Origin of the sequence: Pseudarthrobacter sp. CC12 (genome assembly GCF_039907755.1) — a bacterium.
In the GTDB taxonomy this organism is placed as follows: Bacteria; Actinomycetota; Actinomycetes; order Actinomycetales; family Micrococcaceae; genus Arthrobacter; species Arthrobacter niigatensis.
The window spans coordinates 146639-165943 of sequence record NZ_JARDJH010000007.1 but is presented as its reverse complement, the minus strand read 5'-3'; the positions used below and the strand labels follow the sequence as shown (position 1 = coordinate 165943).

Sequence of the window (19305 nt, the reverse complement as noted above, 5' to 3'; positions counted from 1 at the left end):
AACAACCACCGGCCCCACGGCAGCCTCGGAGGCAAAGCACCCATCAGCAGGTGCAACCAACCTACTGACTGAGTACACCTAGCCCGGCTGTGCAGCTGCCGTGCCGGGGCGGCGGACAAGCCTGCCGTCCACGACGTCGTAGCCCAGGTTGTGCAGTTCGGTGCGGTCCGCGCGCGGGAGGCTGCCGGCGTCGAACCCTTCCAGCAGGTCCGGACGGCGCTCCGCCGTCCGGCGGTACTGTTCGTGGCGGCGCCACTGTGCGATCCGGCCGTGGTTGCCGCTGAGGAGCACCGGGGGCACTTCGCGCTCCCGCCAGACGGAGGGCTTGGTGTAGACCGGGTATTCCAGCAGCCCGTCGGAGTGTGATTCCTCCACCAGCGACTCGGGATTTCCCACCACCCCCGGCAGCAGGCGGCCAATGGCCTCCACCATGGCCAGGACCGCCACTTCCCCACCGTTCAGGACGTAGTCGCCGAGGCTCACGGGCCGGACCGTGAAGTGCTCCTGCGCCCATTCGATGACCCGCTCATCGATGCCCTCATACCGCCCGCACGCAAACGCCAGGTGCTGCTCCTCGGCCAACTCGTAAGCGAGGGCCTGGGTGAACCGCTCCCCCGCCGGCGAAGGAACAATCAACACGGGCTTGCGGTCCCCATCCGGGTGCCCCTCGGCCACGGCTGAAAGTGCCTGCGCCCAGGGCTCGGGCTTCATGACCATCCCGGCGCCGCCGCCGTATGGGGTGTCATCGACGGAACGGTGCTTGTCCGTGGTGAAGCTGCGCAGGTCATGGACATGCAGGTCCAGGATGCCGTCCTGGCGGGCCTTGCCGATCAGCGAGAGTTCAAGCGGGGCGAGGTATTCGGGGAAGATGCTGACGACGTCGATCCGCATCTAGGCGTTGCCTTCCGCTTCCGGGGCGGCGGCTTCGTCCGAGTTGATGCCGAAGAGGCCGTCCGGCGGGGTGAGGAGAATGAAGCCTTCCTCGATGTTCACCTCAGGGACGATCTGTTCCACGAACGGAATGAGGATCTCGTCGCCACCCGGGGTGGTCACCACCAGCAGGTCCTGGACCGGCATGGTGTTGAGGGCTGTCACCTTGCCCACCACCCGGGACTCGACCCGGGCTTCCAGGCCGACCAGTTCGTGCTCATACCAGCCTTCGTCGTCGTCCTCGTCCAGCTCTTCGGTTTCGATGAAGAGCTTGGCTCCGCGGAGCGTCTCGGCTTGGTTGCGGTCCGCCACTTCTTCAAAACCGAGCAGCAGGATGTCCTTGTTCCAGCGCGCGCTGCTCACAGTCAGCGGGCCGGACGCTGCAGGCTCCACCACAAACTCCGTTCCGGGGACAAACCTGTCTTCCGGGGCGTCCGTAAGCACCTGGACGGTGACCTCCCCGCGAATGCCGTGGGGCTTGCCAATCCGTGCCACCTGAAGCTGCATCTGTTCCTCTGTTCCGGGTTGTGGTGGTGCTGGTGAAGCTTTGTGCTGGGAAAGAACTCCGGCCCCTCCACCTGGTGGTGAAGGGGCCGGAGCAAACTGGATAGTGCCGAGCGCTCAGCGGCGGCGGTCGGTGTCGACGACGTCGACCCTTACCGGTTCGCCGCCGGCCAGTGCTGCCACCACGGTGCGCAGTGCGCGTGCCGTGCGGCCCTGGCGGCCGATCACCCGTCCGAGGTCGTCCTGGTGAACGCGCACCTCGAGGGTGTCCCCGCGGCGGTTGCTCTTTGAACTGACCTTGACGTCGTCCGGGGAATCAACGATCCCGCGGACCAGGTGCTCCAGCGCTTCTGCCAGCAATCTACTCAGCCTCGGTGGTCTCAGCTTCGGCGTCGGCCGGGGCCTCGGCAGCATCAGACTTGGAGGCCTTCTTGGTGATGGCTTCCGGGATGATGACCGAGCCCTTCTCCGGAGCAACGAAAGCTTCCTTCGCGACCTTGGTCTTGAGGGTGCCTTCCTGGCCCGGCAGGCCCTTGAACTTCTGCCAGTCACCAGTGATCTTCAGGATCGCGGCAACCTGCTCGGACGGCTGGGCGCCGACGGACAGCCAGTACTGGGCACGCTCGGAGTTAACCTCGATGAACGAGGGCTCTTCGGTGGGGTGGTACTTGCCGATCTCCTCGATGGCGCGGCCATCACGCTTGGTGCGTGAGTCCGCAACGACGATGCGGTAGTACGGGGCGCGCATCTTGCCGAAGCGCTTAAGGCGAATCTTTACGGCCACTTTTGTGGTCACTCCTGTTTCAGAAAAAGGGGTGAACCCGGCTTTCTGCACCCGTGGGGCGGGCCGTACTTGCGGGCTCGAAGGACAGGATCCGGACGCGGAGAGAGGGGCCACGCAGATCGAGTACCTGTTTATTGTGCCAGATGAACGCCGTTATTTCGACTTGGCGTAGCCGCCGGTGACGCTGCGGGAGGGTTTCCCGGGCGCGGCCGGGAGGGTCAGGCGGACCAGACGTAGAGTCCAGTCCGCTCGGAATCATTGATTCCGGCGGCAAGCGCCGCGAGCTGCTGCACATACGTCCGCGCCTGGGCGGCCCCGAACGGCATGTCCTCCTGGGCGGCCCACTGTTCGGCGACGTCGTCGAGGACGTTGCCCTCGCCTTCGGTTTCGTAAGTGAGAAGGTCCGCCAGGGCGCGGATCATGGCCGGCGGAACGGCGAGGAGGGAGTCGCTGGCGACATCCACCATCGTCAGCTCGTAGTCGGCTCCGCCGGCATGGACGGCCGTCCCGGCAAGATCGCCAAGCTGTTCCAGTTCAAAATCGCTGATTCCCTCAATCCGCACCGCAGCAGTGTCCCCCGCGGAGGCGCTGCGGCCTTCATCAAGGAGGCCGGCATGTTTCAGCGCGGCGTCATGGGTGGCGACAAAGATCTCGGTGAAGCCCATGGCTCGTGTCCTTCTTCCGTTGGCGGAACTGTGCGCCGGACACTTCCTGCCGCCCGGCCGTACGGAATCAGCCTAGTAGCTGCGGGGCCGCCCCCGCACGCCGGACCAGCCTCCCGCGGAGTGGCGCAGGAGGCCGCAGCGGTCAGCGGACGGCGACGCGGATCCGGTTGCGCCACGGATCCTCGAACCGAAGCTCCGAGCCGGTGTGGTGGGCCGGCACCCCGGCAACCTTGAGGCGGTCAGTCAGCGCTCCGACGTCGTCCCCGGACGGAACCTCGATGAGCACCTCGCCAAGCCCAAGGGTGTCCTTGCGCGGACCGGCGCCGCGGCTGTTCCAGACGTTCATGGCCATGTGGTGGTGGTAGCGGCCTGCGGAAACGAACAGTGCCTGCCCGTGCCAGCCTGCGGTCTTTTCGAACCCCAGAGTGCCCACGTAGAAATCCCGGGCGGTCTGCACATCGCCAACCTGGAGGTGGACGTGTCCCACGCCGGCGGCCGTTTGCCGCTGTCCCTCCAGGGACTCTTCGGTGAGGTACTGCTCGAGGTAGCGCTGCGGCGGGAGCGCCAGGCTGTCCATCACCACGTCCGTCCCGTTCCAGGACCAGTTGCTGCGGGGACGGTCCCAGTACAGTTCGATGCCGTTGCCCTCGGGGTCGGTGAAGTAGAAGGCTTCGCTGACCAGGTGGTCGGCGCTGCCGGTGAAGGCCCGCGGCTCGTACTGTGCGGCAGTGGCGACGGTGGCGGCGAGGGAAGCCTGGTCCTCGAAGAGGAGCGCGGTGTGGAACAGGCCCGCCTCTCCCCTGCCGGGAAGGTGCAGTCCGGGAGCCGGCGCAAGGTGGACCAACGGCCGTCCCAGGCGGCCAAGGTAGAGCCCGCCGTCCTGTTCGGCGACCACCTCAAGGCCCAGTGCGCGCTGGTAGTAGTCGGTCATGACCTTCATGTCGCCCACCTTGAGCATCACGGTGCCCATGGCGAGGTCGGCAGGAAGAAGATCCTGGCTGCTGGCTGATGCGGTCATTGAAGGCTCCTAGCATTGGTGGCCGTCCCATTGGCGGCCTCTCACATGTTAAAATTACTTGAAGCTTCAATTTATTCCAAGTCCTCCGTGAGCCGTATTTTGTCAGCGAATAATCCGCCCGCCCAGCACCACGTGCTCCAGGGCCGTAATGGTCTCCGGTACCGCCCGCGGGTCTTCCCGGCATACAACGACGTCGGCGCGGGCACCCTCCTCCATCCCGTCCGCTCCCAGCCACGCACGGGCTGCCCAGCAGGCGGCGTCCAGGGCCGCCTCCATGGGCAGGCCGGCGCCGTGCAGGGCGAGGATTTCGTCCGTGATCCTGCCGTGCCGTATCACGCTGCCGGCATCGGTACCGGCAAAGATGCGTACACCCGCGGCATGGGCTTGCGCCACCCGCTCCATCCTGCCTTCCCAGAGGACGCGCATGTGGGCGGCATAACGCGGGAACTTGGGCTCCGCCTGCGCAACAATGTCGGGGAAGGTGGCGATATTGATGAGCGTGGGCACGATCGGTACGCCCTGCTCCACGAACCGGGGCACGTGGCGGGGAAGGAGCCCGGTAGCGTGCTCGACGCAGTCGATGCCCGCGTCCAGCACCTGGTCCAGGGTGTCTTCAGCGAAGCAGTGCGCTGTTACCCGGGCACCTTCGTCGTGTGCCGCCTGGACGGCATCGCGTACGACGGCGGCAGGAAAGGACGGCGACAGGTCGCCGGCGCTCCGGTCAATCCAGTCCCCCACGAGCTTGACCCAGCCGTCGCCGTCGCGCGCCTGCTTCCGGACGGCCTCCACGAGGCCCTCGGGTTCCACTTCCTCGGCGAAGCCCCGCAGGTAGCGGCGCGTCCGGGCAATATGGCGCCCGGCCCGGATCAGCACCGGGAAGTCCACTCCGCCCTGCATCCAGCGGGTATCTGCCGGCGAGCCCGCGTCCCGGACCAGCAGGGTTCCCGCGCTAAGGTCCGCCTCCGCCTGGTCCCTGGCCGCCGCGGGCTCGACCGGACCAGTGGCCCCAAGCCCAATGTGGCAGTGGGCGTCCACGAAGCCCGGCAGCACCCAGCCATCCAAAACCCGGTCCGGAGCAGCCGCCGGCCGGCTGAACGTAAGCCTGCCGTCCACGGACCAGAGCCCGTGCCGCACCGTGTCCGGTGCAGTCAGGACGGGGCCGCGGAAGTGGATGATGCCTGCCATGGGGCTCCTTTCGATGCCCGGCCAGGCTAGCACCGCAATTATGACAAGGCCGCTCCAGGCGCCTGTGGTAGCTTCGTTCCTGACCACACGGGTGCCCTTGCAGGGGCTGAGATCGGGCTGACGCAGCCTGCGACCGTTGAACCTGTCCGGGTAATGCCGGCGAAGGAAGTGAGTATTCCCTTGAGTACGCAAAACACCCAATTGAACCCTGCCCTCCAGCCGTCTGACAGGGTGCCCGGTGGCGCGTCAATGCCGCCGGAAACCCAGTCGTTGAAGTCGCATTCCCTCGCCTACCTCGCGGATGAGGCGTCCGGGATCCGGGTACCGGTGACGGAAATTGCCCTTGAGCCGTCCCCCAACGGCCAGCCGAACGCACCGTTCCGGACGTACCGGACGGCGGGGCCGGGAAGCGACCCCGTCCGCGGCCTGGAGCCTTTCCGCGCGGAGTGGATCGTGGCGCGCGGAGACACCGAGGCCTACAGCGGCAGGCAACGCAACCTGCTGGACGACGGCCGCTCGGCCGTCCGCCGCGGCGCCGCCTCCGCGGAGTGGAAGGGCGCGCAGCCCGTGCCCCGCCGCGCCGTCGACGGCCGGACGGTGACGCAGATGCACTATGCCCGGCAGGGCGTCATCACGCAGGAAATGCGGTTCGTGGCGCTGCGCGAGAACTGCGATGTGGAATTGGTGCGCAGCGAAGTGGCTGCCGGCCGCGCCATCATTCCCAACAACATCAACCATCCGGAATCCGAGCCCATGATCATCGGCAAGGCCTTCCTGGTGAAGATCAACGCGAACATCGGCAACTCGGCCGTGACGAGTTCGATCGCCGAGGAAGTGGACAAGCTGCAGTGGGCAACCCAGTGGGGCGCGGACACCGTCATGGACTTGTCCACCGGCGATGACATCCACACCACGCGGGAGTGGATCGTCCGCAACTCCCCGGTGCCCATTGGAACCGTCCCCATCTACCAGGCCTTGGAAAAGGTCAACGGCGAGGCCAACGCCCTGACCTGGGAAATCTTCCGGGACACCGTGATCGAACAGTGCGAACAGGGTGTGGACTACATGACCATCCACGCGGGCGTGCTGCTCCGCTATGTCCCGCTCACCGCCAACCGCGTCACCGGTATTGTCTCGCGGGGCGGCTCCATCATGGCGGGCTGGTGCCTGGCCCACCACCAGGAGAACTTCCTGTACACGCACTTCGACGAGCTGTGCGGAATCTTCGCCAAATACGACGTCGCCTTCTCGCTGGGCGACGGCCTCCGCCCCGGTTCGACGGCGGACGCCAACGACGCCGCGCAGTTCGCTGAGCTGGACACCCTCGCCGAACTGACGCAGCGGGCCTGGGAGTACGACGTGCAGGTGATGGTGGAGGGGCCGGGCCATGTTCCCTTCCACCTGGTCCGCGAGAACGTGGAGCGGCAGCAGGAGCTGTGCAAGGGTGCGCCCTTCTATACCCTGGGGCCCCTGGTGACGGATGTGGCGCCCGGGTATGACCACATCACCTCGGCCATTGGCGCCACCGAGATCGCCCGGTACGGCACAGCCATGCTCTGCTACGTCACGCCGAAGGAACACCTGGGCCTGCCCAACAAGGACGACGTGAAAACGGGCGTGATCACGTACAAGATCGCAGCGCACGCCGCGGACCTGGCCAAGGGCCACCCCGGGGCGCATGAGCGCGATGACGCGCTGTCCAAGGCGAGATTCGAATTCCGCTGGCGGGACCAGTTCGCGCTGTCCCTGGACCCCGTGACCGCGGAGTCGTTCCACGATGAGACGCTACCGGCCGAACCGGCCAAGACGGCGCACTTTTGCTCCATGTGCGGTCCGAAGTTCTGCTCCATGCGGATCAGCCAGGACATCCGGGACGAATATGGCTCAGCGGACGCGCAGGCGGCGCTGGCGGACCTGGCCTCCGGCATGCGGGGGAAGAGCGAGGAGTTCCTGGCAGCCGGCGGCAAGGTCTACCTGCCGGAGCTGCGGGTCCCCGCTGACGGCTAGGACGCCCGGGCTGGCTGGCTCCTGCCGACCCCGCTGATGAACTGGCGGATGGCCCGGTCCCCGTCCCGGGAGTCCTGGGGCCGGTGCCCGCCCGCGGCAACGCGGTGCAGGGCGCCGGTCTCCCGGAGGTAGCCGGCAATTTCCTCGTAGAGCGGCTCCCAGCCACCAGTCAGGACCAAGGTGGGGACGCCGGGAACAATATGCAACGGCGCTTCCCAGGAAGGCTCCTGGAGCCGCAGCCGCCGCGCGGACCGCTTCTCCTCGGTGGTGGCAGGCTGCTGCAGGTCGGTGGCGTAGATCCGGCGGACAAACTCGCGCTGGAAGTCGTCATCGCTGAGCTGGCGGCGGACGTCGAACAGTGGCTGCATCAGGCGGATGTGGGCGGCCGTGGCCGGCAGTTCCGCCGTCAGGGACAGGCAGGCGGGCTCCACCAGGGTCAGGGAAAAGACGAGGTCCGGGCGTTCGACGGCGGCCATCATGGCGGCGATTGCCCCCTGGGCGTGCGCAACGACGTGTCCGCCGGCAGCGCCACGGCCGTCGTCGCCCAGGGACCGCAGGATGATCGCGGTATCTTCCGTGAACGACGATTCCACCGGCTCCGCGGCGGCATCGTAGCCGTGCCGGCGGAGGAACAGGGCGTCATAGGACAGCGCCATGCCGTGCTGGCGCGGCCATGCGGCGGCACCGAAACTTCCGGCGCCGTGCACGAAAACTACCCTCTGCTTGAACATGTCCCAACCCTATTCCACGCTGCCGACATCCCCACGAAAAAGCGCCAGGTGTCGTCTTGAGCGGTCAAAACGGCACCTGGCGCTTCCTGATGCTGGGAAACTCCTACTTGCCCAGGAACTTGTCGAAGCCCTTGGGGAGGTTCAGCGAGGACGGGTCGAAGTCGCCGCCCTGCTGGCCGAACGCGGCGCCGGTGGGGAGCGCCTTGGCGGCGTTGGCACGGCGGGCTTCCGCGTCCTTGCGCTCCTGTGCGGCCTTGGCGGGGTTGCCGGATTTTGCCTTCTTCTTGGGTGCGTTCTTTGCGTTCTTCCGCGCGCCGCCCCCGGCTCCGGGAAGGCCGGGCATCCCTGGCATCCCCGGCATGCCGCCCTGGGCCATCTTCTTCATCATCTTTTGGGCCTGGGCGAAGCGCTCCAGCAGGCCGTTGACCTCCGACACATGTACGCCGGAACCACGGGCAATACGGGCCCTACGCGAGCCGTTGATGATCTTGGGCGCAAGCCGCTCGTGCGGGGTCATGGACCGGACGATCGCTTCGACGCGGTCGATTTCCCGCTCGTCGAACTGCTCCAGCTGCTGCCGGATGTTCTGGGCGCCCGGCATCATCATGAGCATCTTCTTCATGGAGCCCATGTTGCGGATCTGCTGCATCTGGGCCAGGAAGTCCTCGAGGGTGAAGTCTTCCTGGTCGGCGAACTTCTTCGCCATCCGGGCAGCTTCGTCCTTGTCCCACGCTTTTTCGGCCTGTTCGATAAGCGTGAGGATGTCGCCCATGTCCAGGATGCGTGAGGCCATCCGGTCCGGGTGGAAGAGCTCGAAGTCGTCCAGGCCTTCACCGGTGGAGGCGAACATGACCGGCTTGCCGGTGACCGACGCAACGGACAGCGCGGCACCACCCCGGGCATCGCCGTCGAGCTTGGACAGCACGATGCCCGTGAAGTTCACGCCTTCATCGAACGCGAGCGCCGTGTTGACGGCGTCCTGGCCAATCATCGAGTCGATCACGAACAACACTTCGTTCGGGACAATGGCGCGGCGGATCTGGCGGGCCTGCTCCATCATCCCCGCGTCCACGCCAAGGCGGCCGGCGGTGTCAACGATCACGACGTCGTGCAGCTTCTGGCGTGCTTCCTCCACGCCGGCGCGGGCGACGGCGACCGGATCACCGGCGGGCTGGTCCAGTTCCGTGGAGGTGGCTCCGGGGTGCGGGGCGAAGACCGGCACGTTGGCGCGCTGGCCTACCACCTGGAGCTGGGTGACGGCGTTGGGGCGCTGGAGGTCGCAGGCCACCAGCATGGGGCTGTGGCCCTGGGCCTTCAGCCATTTGGACAGCTTGCCGGCCAGGGTGGTCTTGCCCGCGCCCTGGAGGCCGGCGAGCATGATGACGGTGGGGCCGTTCTTTGCCAGCCGGATCCGCCGGGTTTCACCGCCGAGGATCTCCACGAGTTCCTCGTTGACGATCTTGACGATCTGCTGGCTGGGGTTCAGCGCGCCTGAGACTTCGGCGCCCAGTGCGCGTTCGCGGACGCGCCCGGTGAACTCGCGGACCACCGGAACGGCGACGTCAGCGTCCAGAAGGGCACGGCGGATCTCCCGGACGGTGGCATCAACATCGGCCTCCGTAAGGCGGCCCTTGCCGCGGAGATTCTTGAAGGTTGCTGTCAACCGGTCAGAGAGTGAATTGAACACGCGCCGTGAACTTCTTTCAGGAGATGATCGGGACTCGACTACCTAGGGTATCAAGTCAGGCACGGTAGATGGCATGCTGGCCAAATGACGAGCCAAACGACTGTGAAGACCTTGCTCATCCTCGGCGCCTCGGGCGACCTCACCGGCAGGCTCCTCCTGCCTGGCCTGGCCCGCCTGGTTGCGGCCGGCCGTGCGGAAGGCTTGGCCCTGGTGGGCGCCGGCTCGGATCCGTGGACGCCGGAACAGTGGCGCGGGCGGGTGGAGTCATCCTTCGCCGCTGCTGCCGGCGCGGCAGGTGATGCCGGGAAGGACGCCCTGGAGTCGATGCGGAAGGAAACGGCCTACCACCAGGTGGACGTGACGGAGAAGGGCGCCCTCGCAGCCCTGCTCGCCGGGCTGCAAGGGCCGGTGGCGGTCTACTTTGCCCTTCCGCCGCGTATCAGCCAGCTGGCCTGCGAGACACTCCAGCCGGAAGAGGTTCCGGAAGGCACCCGGCTGGTCATGGAGAAGCCGTTCGGTTCCAGTGAGGAGTCGGCCCGCTCGCTGAACCGGACCCTTGGCCGCCTGGTACCGGAGGATCACATCCACCGGGTGGACCATTTCCTGGGCAAGGCCACGGTCCTGAACATCCTGGGCCTGCGGTTCGCCAACAACTTCCTGGAACCCGTGTGGAACCGGCAGCATGTGGAAAAGGTGGAGATCTTCTTTGACGAAGACCTGGCGCTGGAAGGCCGTGCGCGCTACTACGACGGTGCCGGCGCCCTCCGCGACATGATCCAGAGCCACCTCCTGCAGGTCATGGCCATCATGGCGATCGAGCCCCCCGCCACCATCGGCGAGCGCGATCTTCGCGATGCGGTCTCCGCCGTCCTCCGCGCCGGCAGCGTCAAGGATCCCGTCACTGATTCCCGGCGGGCCCGCTACACGGCGGGTTCGGTGGCGGGAAAGCAGGTGCCCGACTACACCGCGGAGGAGGGGGTGGATGCGGCGCGGGGAACTGAGACACTGGCCGAGATCCAAGTGGGAATCGACAACTGGCGCTGGCGGGGCGTCCCCTTCATCCTGCGCTCCGGCAAGGCCCTCGGGGACAAGCGCAAGGAAGCGGTGGTCACGTTCCTCCCGGTGCCCCACCTCCCGAAGGGGTTTACCGGCGTGGACTCCCCCAACCAGCTGCGGATCGGCTTTGGTCCGGACACGCTGGAGTTCGACGTCGACGTCAACGGACCCGGGAACATCTTCAGCCTGGGCCGGGTCACCCTGGAAGCGGAACTGAGCGCCTCGGACCTCCTGCCCTACGGTGAAGTGCTGGAGGGTGTCCTGGCCGGCGACCCGCTGCTGTCCGTCCGGAGCGACACGGCAGAGGACTGCTGGCGGATTGTTGAGCCGGTGCTTAGGGCGTGGGAACAGAACAGCGTCCCGTTGGAGGAGTACGACGCCGGCTCGGCCGGCCCTGCGTCGTGGCCCACCAACCGGCAGAAGGACTGAGCCCCGACGACAGGCAGGACGGGCGGGAACTTTTCGGTTCCCGCCCGTCCTGCATCAGTCTTCAGTTGTCCCCGGAGGGGCCGTGGTGTGCGCCTTAGATGGCAGCCACTCCGCGTTCCCCGGTCCGGACCCGCACCGCTTCATGCACGTCCATGGTCCAGACCTTGCCGTCCCCGGCCCGGCCGGTGTTCGAACTGGCAATGATCACGTCCAGGATGTCATCGGCCTGCTCGTCCGTGGCCAGGACTTCCACCCGGATCTTGGGCAGGAGGTCCACGTTGTATTCCGCTCCGCGGTAGACCTCGGTGTAGCCGCGCTGCCGGCCGTAGCCGCTGGCTGCGCTGACGGTCAGGCCCTGGACCCCATAGGCTTCCAGCCCTTCCCGGATTGCATCGAGCTTTTCCGGCCTGACGATTGCAGTGATCAGTTTCATGCCCCCACGCTTTCCTTACCTGTTGCCGGCTGTGCCTTTTGCGCACCGGATGATGACGGGACCGCCTCGGGGGACTCGCCTTGGCCCTTGCCGGTGATCATGTCGTGCAGCGGCTGGAAGCTTCCGCCGTGGCCGCTGAGGCCGAACTCGTAGGCGGTTTCGGCGTGCAGGCTGAGGTCCACACCCACCGTTTCCTGTTCCTGCGAGACCCGGAAGCCCATGGTCTTGTGGATGGCCAGCGCAATGATGGCCGTCAGGACCGCTGAGTAGGCGATGGCGATGCCGGCTGCCGCGAGCTGCGCCCACAGCTGGGTGAGTCCGCCGCCGTAGAAGAGGCCGCCCCCGGCACCGTCGGTGGGCAGTGCGATGAAACCCAGGGACACGGTGCCAATGATGCCGGACACAAGGTGGACGCCGACGACGTCCAGCGAGTCGTCGAAGCCCCAGCGGAACTTCAGGCCGACGGCAAGGGCGGAGGCCACACCGGCGACCACGCCGAGGCCGAGGGCACCGACGGGGCTGACGTTGGCACAGGCCGGGGTGATGGCCACAAGGCCCGCCACGACGCCGGAAGCGGCACCGAGGGAAGTGGGGTGTCCGTCGCGGATGCGCTCGGTCACCAACCAGCCGAGCATGGCTGCTGCCGGGGCTGCGAGGGTGTTGATCCAGATCAGGCCGCCCTGCTCGGGAGTGGTTGCCGCACCGCCGTTGAAGCCGAACCAGCCGAACCACAGGATGGCCGCGCCGAGCATGACGAACGGAATGTTGTGCGGGCGGTGGTTGGGGTCCTTGCCGAAGCCCTTGCGGTTGCCGATGATCAGGACCAGGATCAGTGCCGCCACACCTGCGTTGATGTGGACCACGGTGCCGCCGGCGAAGTCGATGGCGGGGCCCAGGGCCTTGCCGATCGCGCCTTCGGGACCGAACAGGCCGCCGCCCCACACCATGTAGGCAAGCGGGCAGTACACCAGCGTGACCCACACGGGAACGAAGACCGACCACGCGCCGAACTTGGCGCGGTCGGCGATGGCGCCGCTGATCAGTGCCACGGTGATGATGGCGAAGGTGGCCGCGTAGCCGACCTTGATCAGGCCGTCAGGGGTGGTGATTCCCTCAAGGCCGAACGTGGCGAACGGGTTGCCCACGATTTCCATGAACCCTTCCCCGGAGCTCATGGAGGCGCCCCACAGCACCCAGACGACGCCCACCATGCCGATGGAGATGAAGCTCATCATCATCATGTTCAGGGCTGCCTTGGCGCGGGTCATGCCGCCGTAGAAAAATGCCAGACCGGGCGTCATGAACAGCACCAGGGCTGCCGCTACCATGACCCAAACGTGACCTGCGGTAAGTTCCATGGTGCACGTCCTCTCTCATCGAATCTTGCGGAGTACTCCGCCTGCCAACGCCTTTTTGCGTCCTGTAATGAGTTTGTCGGCGGCGTGTTTCGCCCGCGGAGGATTTAGATTGCCGGCCTGTTACATCAACCTCTAGGAAGTAAATGGTGCATATCCGCCTTGTTACGGTTATGTTTCCGCACCCGCGCAGCCATCCGGCTCCCGTTCCAGCAAGGACTCCCGCACCATGACGGCACCACCCCGCCCCAGCCGCGCCACTTCGAGGTTTTTGGCCCGGCTGAGGCCGCAGCGGGAGAAACTCCCCCGCGACATCAAGGTGATGCTGGCCGCGGCGTTCCTTATCGCCCTCGGCTTCGGGCTTGTTGCGCCCGTATTGCCGCAGTTCGCAACAACCTTCGGAGTGGGGAACACGGAAGCCGCGGTGATTGTGGCCATCTTCGCCTTCATGCGGCTGGCCTTTGCTCCTGCCGGCGGTGCCCTGATCGGCAAGCGCGGCGAACGGCCCATCTATGTTGCCGGGCTGCTGATCGTGGCGTTGTCCACCGCGGCGTGCGCCTTTGCGCAGGACTACTGGCAGTTGCTGCTGTTCCGCGGGCTCGGCGGGGCCGGATCCGTGATGTTCACGGTGGCATCAATGGCGCTGGTGGTCCGGCTGGCGCCGCCCCAGAGCCGGGGCAGGGTGTCGGGAGCCTACGCCTCGGCCTTCCTGATCGGCAATGTGTGCGGCCCGATCGTGGGTGGCCTGCTGGCGGGGCTGGGCCTGCGGGTCCCGTTCCTTGCCTACGCCGCCGCGCTGCTGGTGGCCGCATTCGTGGTCCAGACGCAGCTGAGCCACCAGCGCCGGGGAGGCGGGGAGATACAACACCGTGCCCCTGACATGCGGTTTGGCGAGGCCCTGGCTGCCGGAACCTACCGGTCCGCCCTCATGTCCAGCTTCGCGAACGGCTGGGCAACGTTCGGTGTGCGGATGGCAACGGTGCCGTTGTTCGCCGCGGCCGCCTTCGGGGCGGGTCCGCAGGCCGCCGGCCTGGCGTTGGCGGTGTTCGCTGCCGGCAACGCCGCTGCCCTGGTGTTCTCGGGGCGGCTGGCGGACTCGGTGGGACGCAAGCCGATGATGATCTCCGGCCTTTTGGTGGCGGCCCTGTCCACTGCAGCCATTGGCATCACCGCTGACCTGCCCTGGTTCCTGGCGGCTTCGACGCTCGCCGGCGTCGGATCCGGGCTTTTCGGTCCCGCCCAGCAGGCCGCCGTGGCGGACGTCATTGGCAACGCGCGCTCCGGCGGCAAGGTGCTGGCCGTGTACCAAATGACGTCCGACGTCGGGGCGATTGTTGGTCCGCTGGTGGCGGGCATGCTCGCGGACGGGCTGGGATTCGGTTGGGCTTTCGGCGTGACCGGGGCGATCATGCTCCTGGCAGCCGCCGGCTGGGTGCCCACGCGTGAGACCCTGCGAAGGGCAGGCTCCTAGCCGAGCAGCTCAGTTCAGCAGGGCGTCAACGAAGCCTTCGGTATCGAAGGGGGCAAGGTCGTCGGCACCTTCGCCCAGTCCAATGAGCTTGACGGGCACGCCGAGGGTTTTCTGGATGGCCACGACGATGCCGCCCTTGGCGGTTCCGTCCAGCTTGGTCAGGACGATGCCGGTGATGTTGACCACCTCAGAGAAAACCCGCGCCTGGTTCAGGCCGTTCTGGCCGGTGGTGGCATCGAGCACCAGCAGGACCTCGTCCACCTCGGCCAGCTTTTCCACGACGCGCTTGACCTTGCCCAGTTCGTCCATCAGGCCCACCCTGTTCTGCAGGCGGCCGGCGGTATCGATCATGACCACATCGACTTCCTGCTCGATGCCGGCCTTGACCGCCTCGTAGGCAACCGAGGCGGGGTCGGCGCCGTCGATGTCGGACTTCACGGTGGGGACGCCAACGCGCTGGCCCCAGGTGGCCAGCTGCTCGGCGGCGGCGGCCCGGAACGTGTCGGCGGCGCCGAGCAGGACGTCCTTGTCCTCGGCGACCAGCACGCGGGCCAGCTTGCCCACGGTGGTGGTCTTGCCCACGCCGTTCACGCCCACCACCATCATCACGGCCGGCTTGTCCGAGTGCCGCTGGACGTTGAGGCTGCGGTCCATCGTGGGGTCCACAAGCTTGATGAGTTCTTCCCGGAGCATGGTCTTGACGTGTTCCGGAGTTCGGGTGCCCAGGACCTTGACGCGCTCCCGCAGGGCATCCACCAGCTGCATGGTGGGTTCGGTTCCCAGGTCCGCGAGCAGGAGGGTCTCCTCGACTTCATCCCAGACGCTCTCGTCGATCCGGTCGCTGGACAGCAGCGCCAGCAGGCCCTTGCCCATGACGTTGTTGGAGCGGGCCAGCCGTTCCCGCAGGCGCGCCAGGCGGCCGGCGACGGGCAGCGGGGTTTCGACGGGAATGGTTTCCAGGCCGGCCGCATTGTCCGGAACGGTGGTGGTGTCCAGCCCCTCAAGGTCCGCGCCCTCCGGCGCCCGGGCCCCGATTGTTCCTTCGCGGTCCGCCACCGCCGTGCTTCCGCCGGAGCGGGTTTCGGGGTCGTTGGCATCCCTGGTGCCCGGGTAGCGGGTGATGTTCCTGCGTGTCTTGAGCAGGACCGGAATCAGGCCGCCGATGACCACCAGCGCAGCAAGGATGGACAGGACAATGGGAAGGATGTCATTCACTCCCCTAGCTTCTCACAAACGCCCTGCCCGGTTCCGGCGGCCGGCAAGCAACTGACCTGCCCCTTTGCCCAGGCCGCCGGCTGCTGGATGGCACCGCCAACAGCAGGTGCAGGGGCTATACCTCGGCCCCGAGCCGCTGGCTGATGACGGTGGAGACGCCGTCGCCCCTCATGGTGACGCCGTACAGCGCGTCTGCCACTTCCATGGTCCGCTTCTGGTGTGTGATGACGATGAGCTGGCTGGATTCCCGGAGTTCTTCGAAGATGGTGATGAGCCGGCCCAGGTTGGTGTCATCCAGTGCCGCCTCCACCTCGTCCATGACGTAGAACGGCGAAGGACGGGCCTTGAAGATGGCCACCAGCAGCGCCACCGCGGTCAGGGAACGTTCGCCGCCGGAGAGCAGGGACAGGCGCTTGATCTTCTTGCCCGCAGGCCGGGCCTCCACCTCGATGCCCGTGGTGAGCATGTCCGTGGGGTCGGTCAGCACCAGGCGGCCTTCGCCGCCCGGGAAAAGCCGTTCGAATACCCGGATGAACTGGGCCTGGGTGTCCTCGAACGCTTCGGTGAAGACCCGCTGGACCCTGTCGTCCACTTCCTTGATGATGTCCAGCAGGTCGCGCCGGCTGGCCTTCAGGTCCTCGAGCTGGGTGCTCAGGAACTGGTGACGCTCCTCCAGGGCCGCGAATTCCTCGAGTGCCAAAGGGTTGACCTTGCCCAGGCTTGCCAGGTCACGTTCGGCTTTCCGCAGCCGCTTCTCCTGCTCCTGCCGGACAAACGGCTTGCCTTCCCTGATTTCCTCCCCGTCCGCATCAACGGGGGCGCGGAGGGCAGCCCACTTGTCTTCGGATTCCTCCGCGGGAACGGGCACCGGCACCTGCGGCCCGAACTCGCTGACGAGCGCTTCGGGGGTGATGCCGAGCTCGTCCACGGAGCGGGTTTCCACTGCCTCGATCCGGGCGCGATGCTGGGTCCGGGCCAGTTCGTCGCGGTGCACGGTGTCGGTGAGCTGGGCCAGTTCCCGGGACAGGGCCTCGTTCGCTTCCCGGATGTCCCGCAGGCCGCGGTCGCGCAGCTCCCGGTTCTCCTCGGCGAGGTCCCGTTCGTGCCGGGCCAGGTCGACCGAGACGTCCACGTAGCCGAGTGCCAGTTCCACTCCGGCGGATACGGCCGCTGCGCGCCGGGCCTGGATGCGGCGGCGCCGGGCCCGCTCCGCCGCTTCCTCGCGGGCCCGGCGTTCGGTGGCGGCTGCACGTTCCAGGGATGCCACCCTGTTGCGGGTGGCCGCCAGTTGCTCTTCGGCGCTGCGCAGGGACAACCGCGCCTCCACTTCGGCTGCGCGGGCGGCAGTGGCTGCGCGGGCCAGGGCGTCGCGCTGCCCGGTGGAGGGTTCCTCTTCCACCGGTGCTTCCTGCGCCGCGGCCAACCGGGCGGCGACGGCGGCGAGCGCCTCTTCCTCCGCCGCGACGTTGGCTTCGGCCCTGGACAGGGATGCCGCCAGCCGTTCGCTCTCGCCCACGGCGCTGCGCAGGACAGAGTTCAGGTGGCCCAGCCGTTCGGCCACGGCGGCGAGGCGGGCATCGGATTCGTGCAGCTTGTCCAGGGCAGCGTCCGCTTCCTCCTGCGCCCCCTTGCGCCGGGCCTCTGCGGCGGCCAGGGCGAACCTGTGCCGTTCAAGGTCCGCGGTGACCGCCGACAGTCCGCGGTCGGCGTCGTCCACTGCCGCCTGGACCTCAAGGAGGGACGGCGCCTTGGCAGAGCCGCCGGTGGCGGAGACGGCGGTGAACACGTCCCCTTCCCGGGTGACAGCCGTCAGGGCCGGAGAAGATGCGACCAGGGCGGCCGCAGCGTCGATGCCGGTGACGACGGCGGTCCGGGACAGCAGGTGCCGGACCAGGGCAACGTGCTCCGCAGGTCCGTCCACGAGATCAGCCGCCCATTGCGCCCCGTCGGGCAGTGCCAGGTCCTCCGCGCCTTCCGCCTGGAGTGCCGCAGCCGTGGCAAGGAGCAGCGACGCCCGCCCGGCGTCGTCGTCCTTGAGCCGCTTCAGCACGGCTCCTGCCGCGTCCCTGTCCCGGACGAGCACGGCTTCGGACGCCTCCCCCAGGGCAGCGGCGATGGCCGGCTCGAACCCGGCCTGGATCGTGATCCCGGCGGCGAGGCTTTCCTGGACTCCGGGAAGCCCGGACTGCAGCACGTGCCTGGCGCCGTCCTTGCGGTCAAGGCCCAGCTTCAGGGCGTCGAGGCGCGCGGCGAGGGCGTCGCGCTTGCGCATGCCTTCGTTGACGGCGGCTTTGAGGTCTGCGATCTCCTGGAGGACGGCGTCCAGGACATCGCTGGCGGCTTCGTAATCGGCGTCGAGGGATTCCTCCCCCTCCTCCACACCGGCCACCTGGTTCTCCAGCGCCGTGAACTCCGCCTGGGCGCGGGCCCGTCGTTCCGTTCCGGCCGCGAGGGATTCGCGCAGCCGTCCCAGTTCCGCCTGCGCGGACTCCACCCGGGACCTGGCCGCCGCAACCTGGCCGGCAAGCCGCGCCAGGCCCTCCCGCCGGTCGGCAGCGGCGCGGAGCTGCGCGGTCAGCCGCTGGTCCTCGGCATGGGCGGCCCGCTCCGCTTCCGCCTTCGCGGCACTGGCCATGTCAAGGGCGCCCCGCCTGTCCTGGATGTCCTGTTCGAGTTCGGACAGCTCCTGCCGGACCCTTGCCGCCTGGCGCTCCAGCTGTTCCGGGTCCCGGCCGGACGTCGGCGCAGCCTCGTCGGAGCCGAGCAGGCGGCTCCGTTCGCCGGCCAACGAGCCCAGCGACCGCAGCCGTTCACGCGCGGTGGAGAGCCGGTACCAGGTGTCCCGGGCGGCATTGAGCCGTGGCGTGGCCTCGGCTGCCAGCTGCTCCAGCGCCGCCTGCTGCCTGCGCCCCGCGTCGAGTTCCTGCTCGACGGCGGTCCGGCGCGCCTTGAGTTCGGCCTCGTCCGCCACATCCTGCGCCAGGGCCTGCTGCAGCTGGACCAGGTCATCGGCCAGCAGGCGGGCGCGGGCATCCCGGACGTCGAACTGGACCCGCTGGGCGCGGCGGGCAACCTCCGCCTGCTTCCCCAGGGGGGTGAGCTGCCGGCGGATCTCCCCGGTGAGGTCGGTCAGGCGCTGCAGGTTGGCCTGCATGGCCTCCAGCTTCCGGACGGTGCGTTCCTTGCGCCGCCGGTGCTTGAGGATTCCCGCCGCCTCCTCGATGAAGCCGCGGCGGTCCTCGGGAGTGGCGTGCAGGACGCGGTCCAGCTGGCCCTGGCCCACGATGACGTGCATTTCCCGGCCCAGCCCCGAGTCCGAAAGCAGTTCCTGGATGTCCAGCAGCCGGCAACCGGCGCCGTTAATGGCATATTCGGAGCCGCCCGTCCGGAACAGTGTCCGGGAAATGGTCACTTCGCTGTACTCGATGGGGAGTGCGCCGTCAGTGTTGTCGATGGTCAGCGAGACGTGGGCGCGGCCCAGCGGCGGCCGCCCGGACGTCCCGGCAAAGATGACGTCCTCCATCTTGCCGCCGCGCAGCGTCTTGGCCCCCTGTTCGCCCATGACCCAGGCCAGGGCGTCCACCACGTTGGACTTGCCGGATCCATTGGGACCCACGACGGCGGTGACGCCGGGTTCGAAGTCGAAGGTGGTGGCAGACGCAAACGACTTGAACCCCCGGACGGTGAGGCTTTTGAGGTGCAAGGCTTTTCTGGTCTCCTGGAGCGGGTAGGGCACTTTGCTGGAACCGGCTCACTACAATCTACTGCGCAGGACCGGCAATTCCCCGCAGCAGCACCCGGGAACCGGCCGGGGCACGAGGAGTGGATATGCATG

The 19305-nt window shown here is 67.6% G+C and carries 16 protein-coding genes and 1 riboswitch; of the genes, 3 read left to right on the top strand and 13 right to left on the bottom strand.

Annotated elements, in window-relative coordinates:
- Positions 1-78: 78 nt before the first annotated feature.
- The 7 genes from trmD to PV772_RS08330 all read right to left on the bottom strand — a co-directional run bounded on the left by trmD (position 79) and on the right by PV772_RS08330 (position 5086).
- Entirely contained in the window at positions 79-891 is an 813-nt protein-coding gene (gene trmD / locus PV772_RS08360; protein WP_347885849.1) for a tRNA (guanosine(37)-N1)-methyltransferase TrmD, read from the bottom strand.
- Positions 892-1437 carry a ribosome maturation factor RimM gene (gene rimM, locus PV772_RS08355; RefSeq protein ID WP_141160155.1) on the bottom strand — a complete coding sequence of 182 codons (546 nt, stop codon included), beginning with the start codon at positions 1435-1437 and terminating at the stop codon, positions 892-894.
- Positions 1438-1551: 114 nt separating this feature from the next.
- Complete coding sequence (locus PV772_RS08350) at positions 1552-1794, bottom strand: RNA-binding protein (RefSeq protein WP_013601399.1); 243 nt, start codon at positions 1792-1794, stop codon at positions 1552-1554.
- Between the two features lies 1 nt (position 1795).
- The gene (gene rpsP / locus PV772_RS08345; protein ID WP_018768286.1) at positions 1796-2218 is read right to left on the bottom strand and encodes a 30S ribosomal protein S16; all 423 of its coding nucleotides are present in this window, start codon (positions 2216-2218) and stop codon (positions 1796-1798) included.
- Positions 2219-2436: 218 nt separating this feature from the next.
- Positions 2437-2883: a hypothetical protein gene (locus PV772_RS08340; protein ID WP_141160154.1), complete on the bottom strand. Its 447-nt coding sequence runs from the start codon at positions 2881-2883 to the stop codon at positions 2437-2439.
- Between the two features lie 142 nt (positions 2884-3025).
- Entirely contained in the window at positions 3026-3901 is an 876-nt protein-coding gene (locus PV772_RS08335) for a VOC family protein (protein ID WP_141160153.1), read from the bottom strand.
- 102 nt (positions 3902-4003) lie between these two features.
- The gene (locus PV772_RS08330) at positions 4004-5086 is read right to left on the bottom strand and encodes an amidohydrolase family protein (RefSeq protein WP_347885848.1); all 1083 of its coding nucleotides are present in this window, start codon (positions 5084-5086) and stop codon (positions 4004-4006) included.
- Positions 5087-5163: 77 nt separating this feature from the next.
- A riboswitch (TPP riboswitch) is annotated at positions 5164-5271 on the top strand.
- A 64-nt stretch (positions 5272-5335) separates the two neighbouring features.
- Here PV772_RS08330 and thiC point away from each other — a divergent pair.
- Complete coding sequence (gene thiC, locus PV772_RS08325; RefSeq protein WP_347885852.1) at positions 5336-7093, top strand: phosphomethylpyrimidine synthase ThiC; 1758 nt, start codon at positions 5336-5338, stop codon at positions 7091-7093.
- Here thiC and PV772_RS08320 read toward each other — a convergent pair.
- Positions 7090-7824, bottom strand: a complete 735-nt coding sequence (locus PV772_RS08320) for an alpha/beta hydrolase (protein WP_307357729.1) — start codon at positions 7822-7824, stop codon at positions 7090-7092. The genes thiC and PV772_RS08320 overlap by 4 nt on opposite strands.
- Before the next feature lie 103 nt (positions 7825-7927).
- Positions 7928-9511, bottom strand: a complete 1584-nt coding sequence (ffh, locus tag PV772_RS08315; protein ID WP_141160150.1) for a signal recognition particle protein — start codon at positions 9509-9511, stop codon at positions 7928-7930.
- An 84-nt stretch (positions 9512-9595) separates the two neighbouring features.
- Between ffh and PV772_RS08310 the strand changes: the two genes are divergently transcribed.
- Positions 9596-10996 carry a glucose-6-phosphate dehydrogenase gene (locus PV772_RS08310; protein WP_347885847.1) on the top strand — a complete coding sequence of 467 codons (1401 nt, stop codon included), beginning with the start codon at positions 9596-9598 and terminating at the stop codon, positions 10994-10996.
- A gap of 94 nt (positions 10997-11090) precedes the next feature.
- Here PV772_RS08310 and PV772_RS08305 read toward each other — a convergent pair whose 3' ends face one another.
- A complete protein-coding gene (locus PV772_RS08305; RefSeq protein ID WP_141160148.1) occupies positions 11091-11429 on the bottom strand; it encodes a P-II family nitrogen regulator in 339 nt (112 codons plus the stop codon).
- Positions 11426-12787, bottom strand: coding sequence for an ammonium transporter (locus PV772_RS08300; protein WP_347885846.1), 1362 nt, complete (start codon positions 12785-12787; stop codon positions 11426-11428). The genes PV772_RS08305 and PV772_RS08300 overlap by 4 nt, the downstream gene beginning before the upstream one ends.
- A gap of 226 nt (positions 12788-13013) precedes the next feature.
- Here PV772_RS08300 and PV772_RS08295 point away from each other — a divergent pair, with 226 nt between their 5' ends.
- Positions 13014-14255 (top strand): MFS transporter, encoded by a 1242-nt coding sequence (locus PV772_RS08295; RefSeq protein WP_347885845.1) that lies wholly within the window; start codon positions 13014-13016, stop codon positions 14253-14255.
- Positions 14256-14264: 9 nt separating this feature from the next.
- On the opposite strand, the gene ftsY is transcribed toward PV772_RS08295, so the two are convergent.
- Positions 14265-15470 (bottom strand): signal recognition particle-docking protein FtsY, encoded by a 1206-nt coding sequence (gene ftsY, locus PV772_RS08290; protein ID WP_347885844.1) that lies wholly within the window; start codon positions 15468-15470, stop codon positions 14265-14267.
- A 115-nt stretch (positions 15471-15585) separates the two neighbouring features.
- A complete protein-coding gene (smc, locus tag PV772_RS08285) occupies positions 15586-19173 on the bottom strand; it encodes a chromosome segregation protein SMC (protein WP_141160144.1) in 3588 nt (1195 codons plus the stop codon).
- Positions 19174-19305 lie beyond the last annotated feature (132 nt).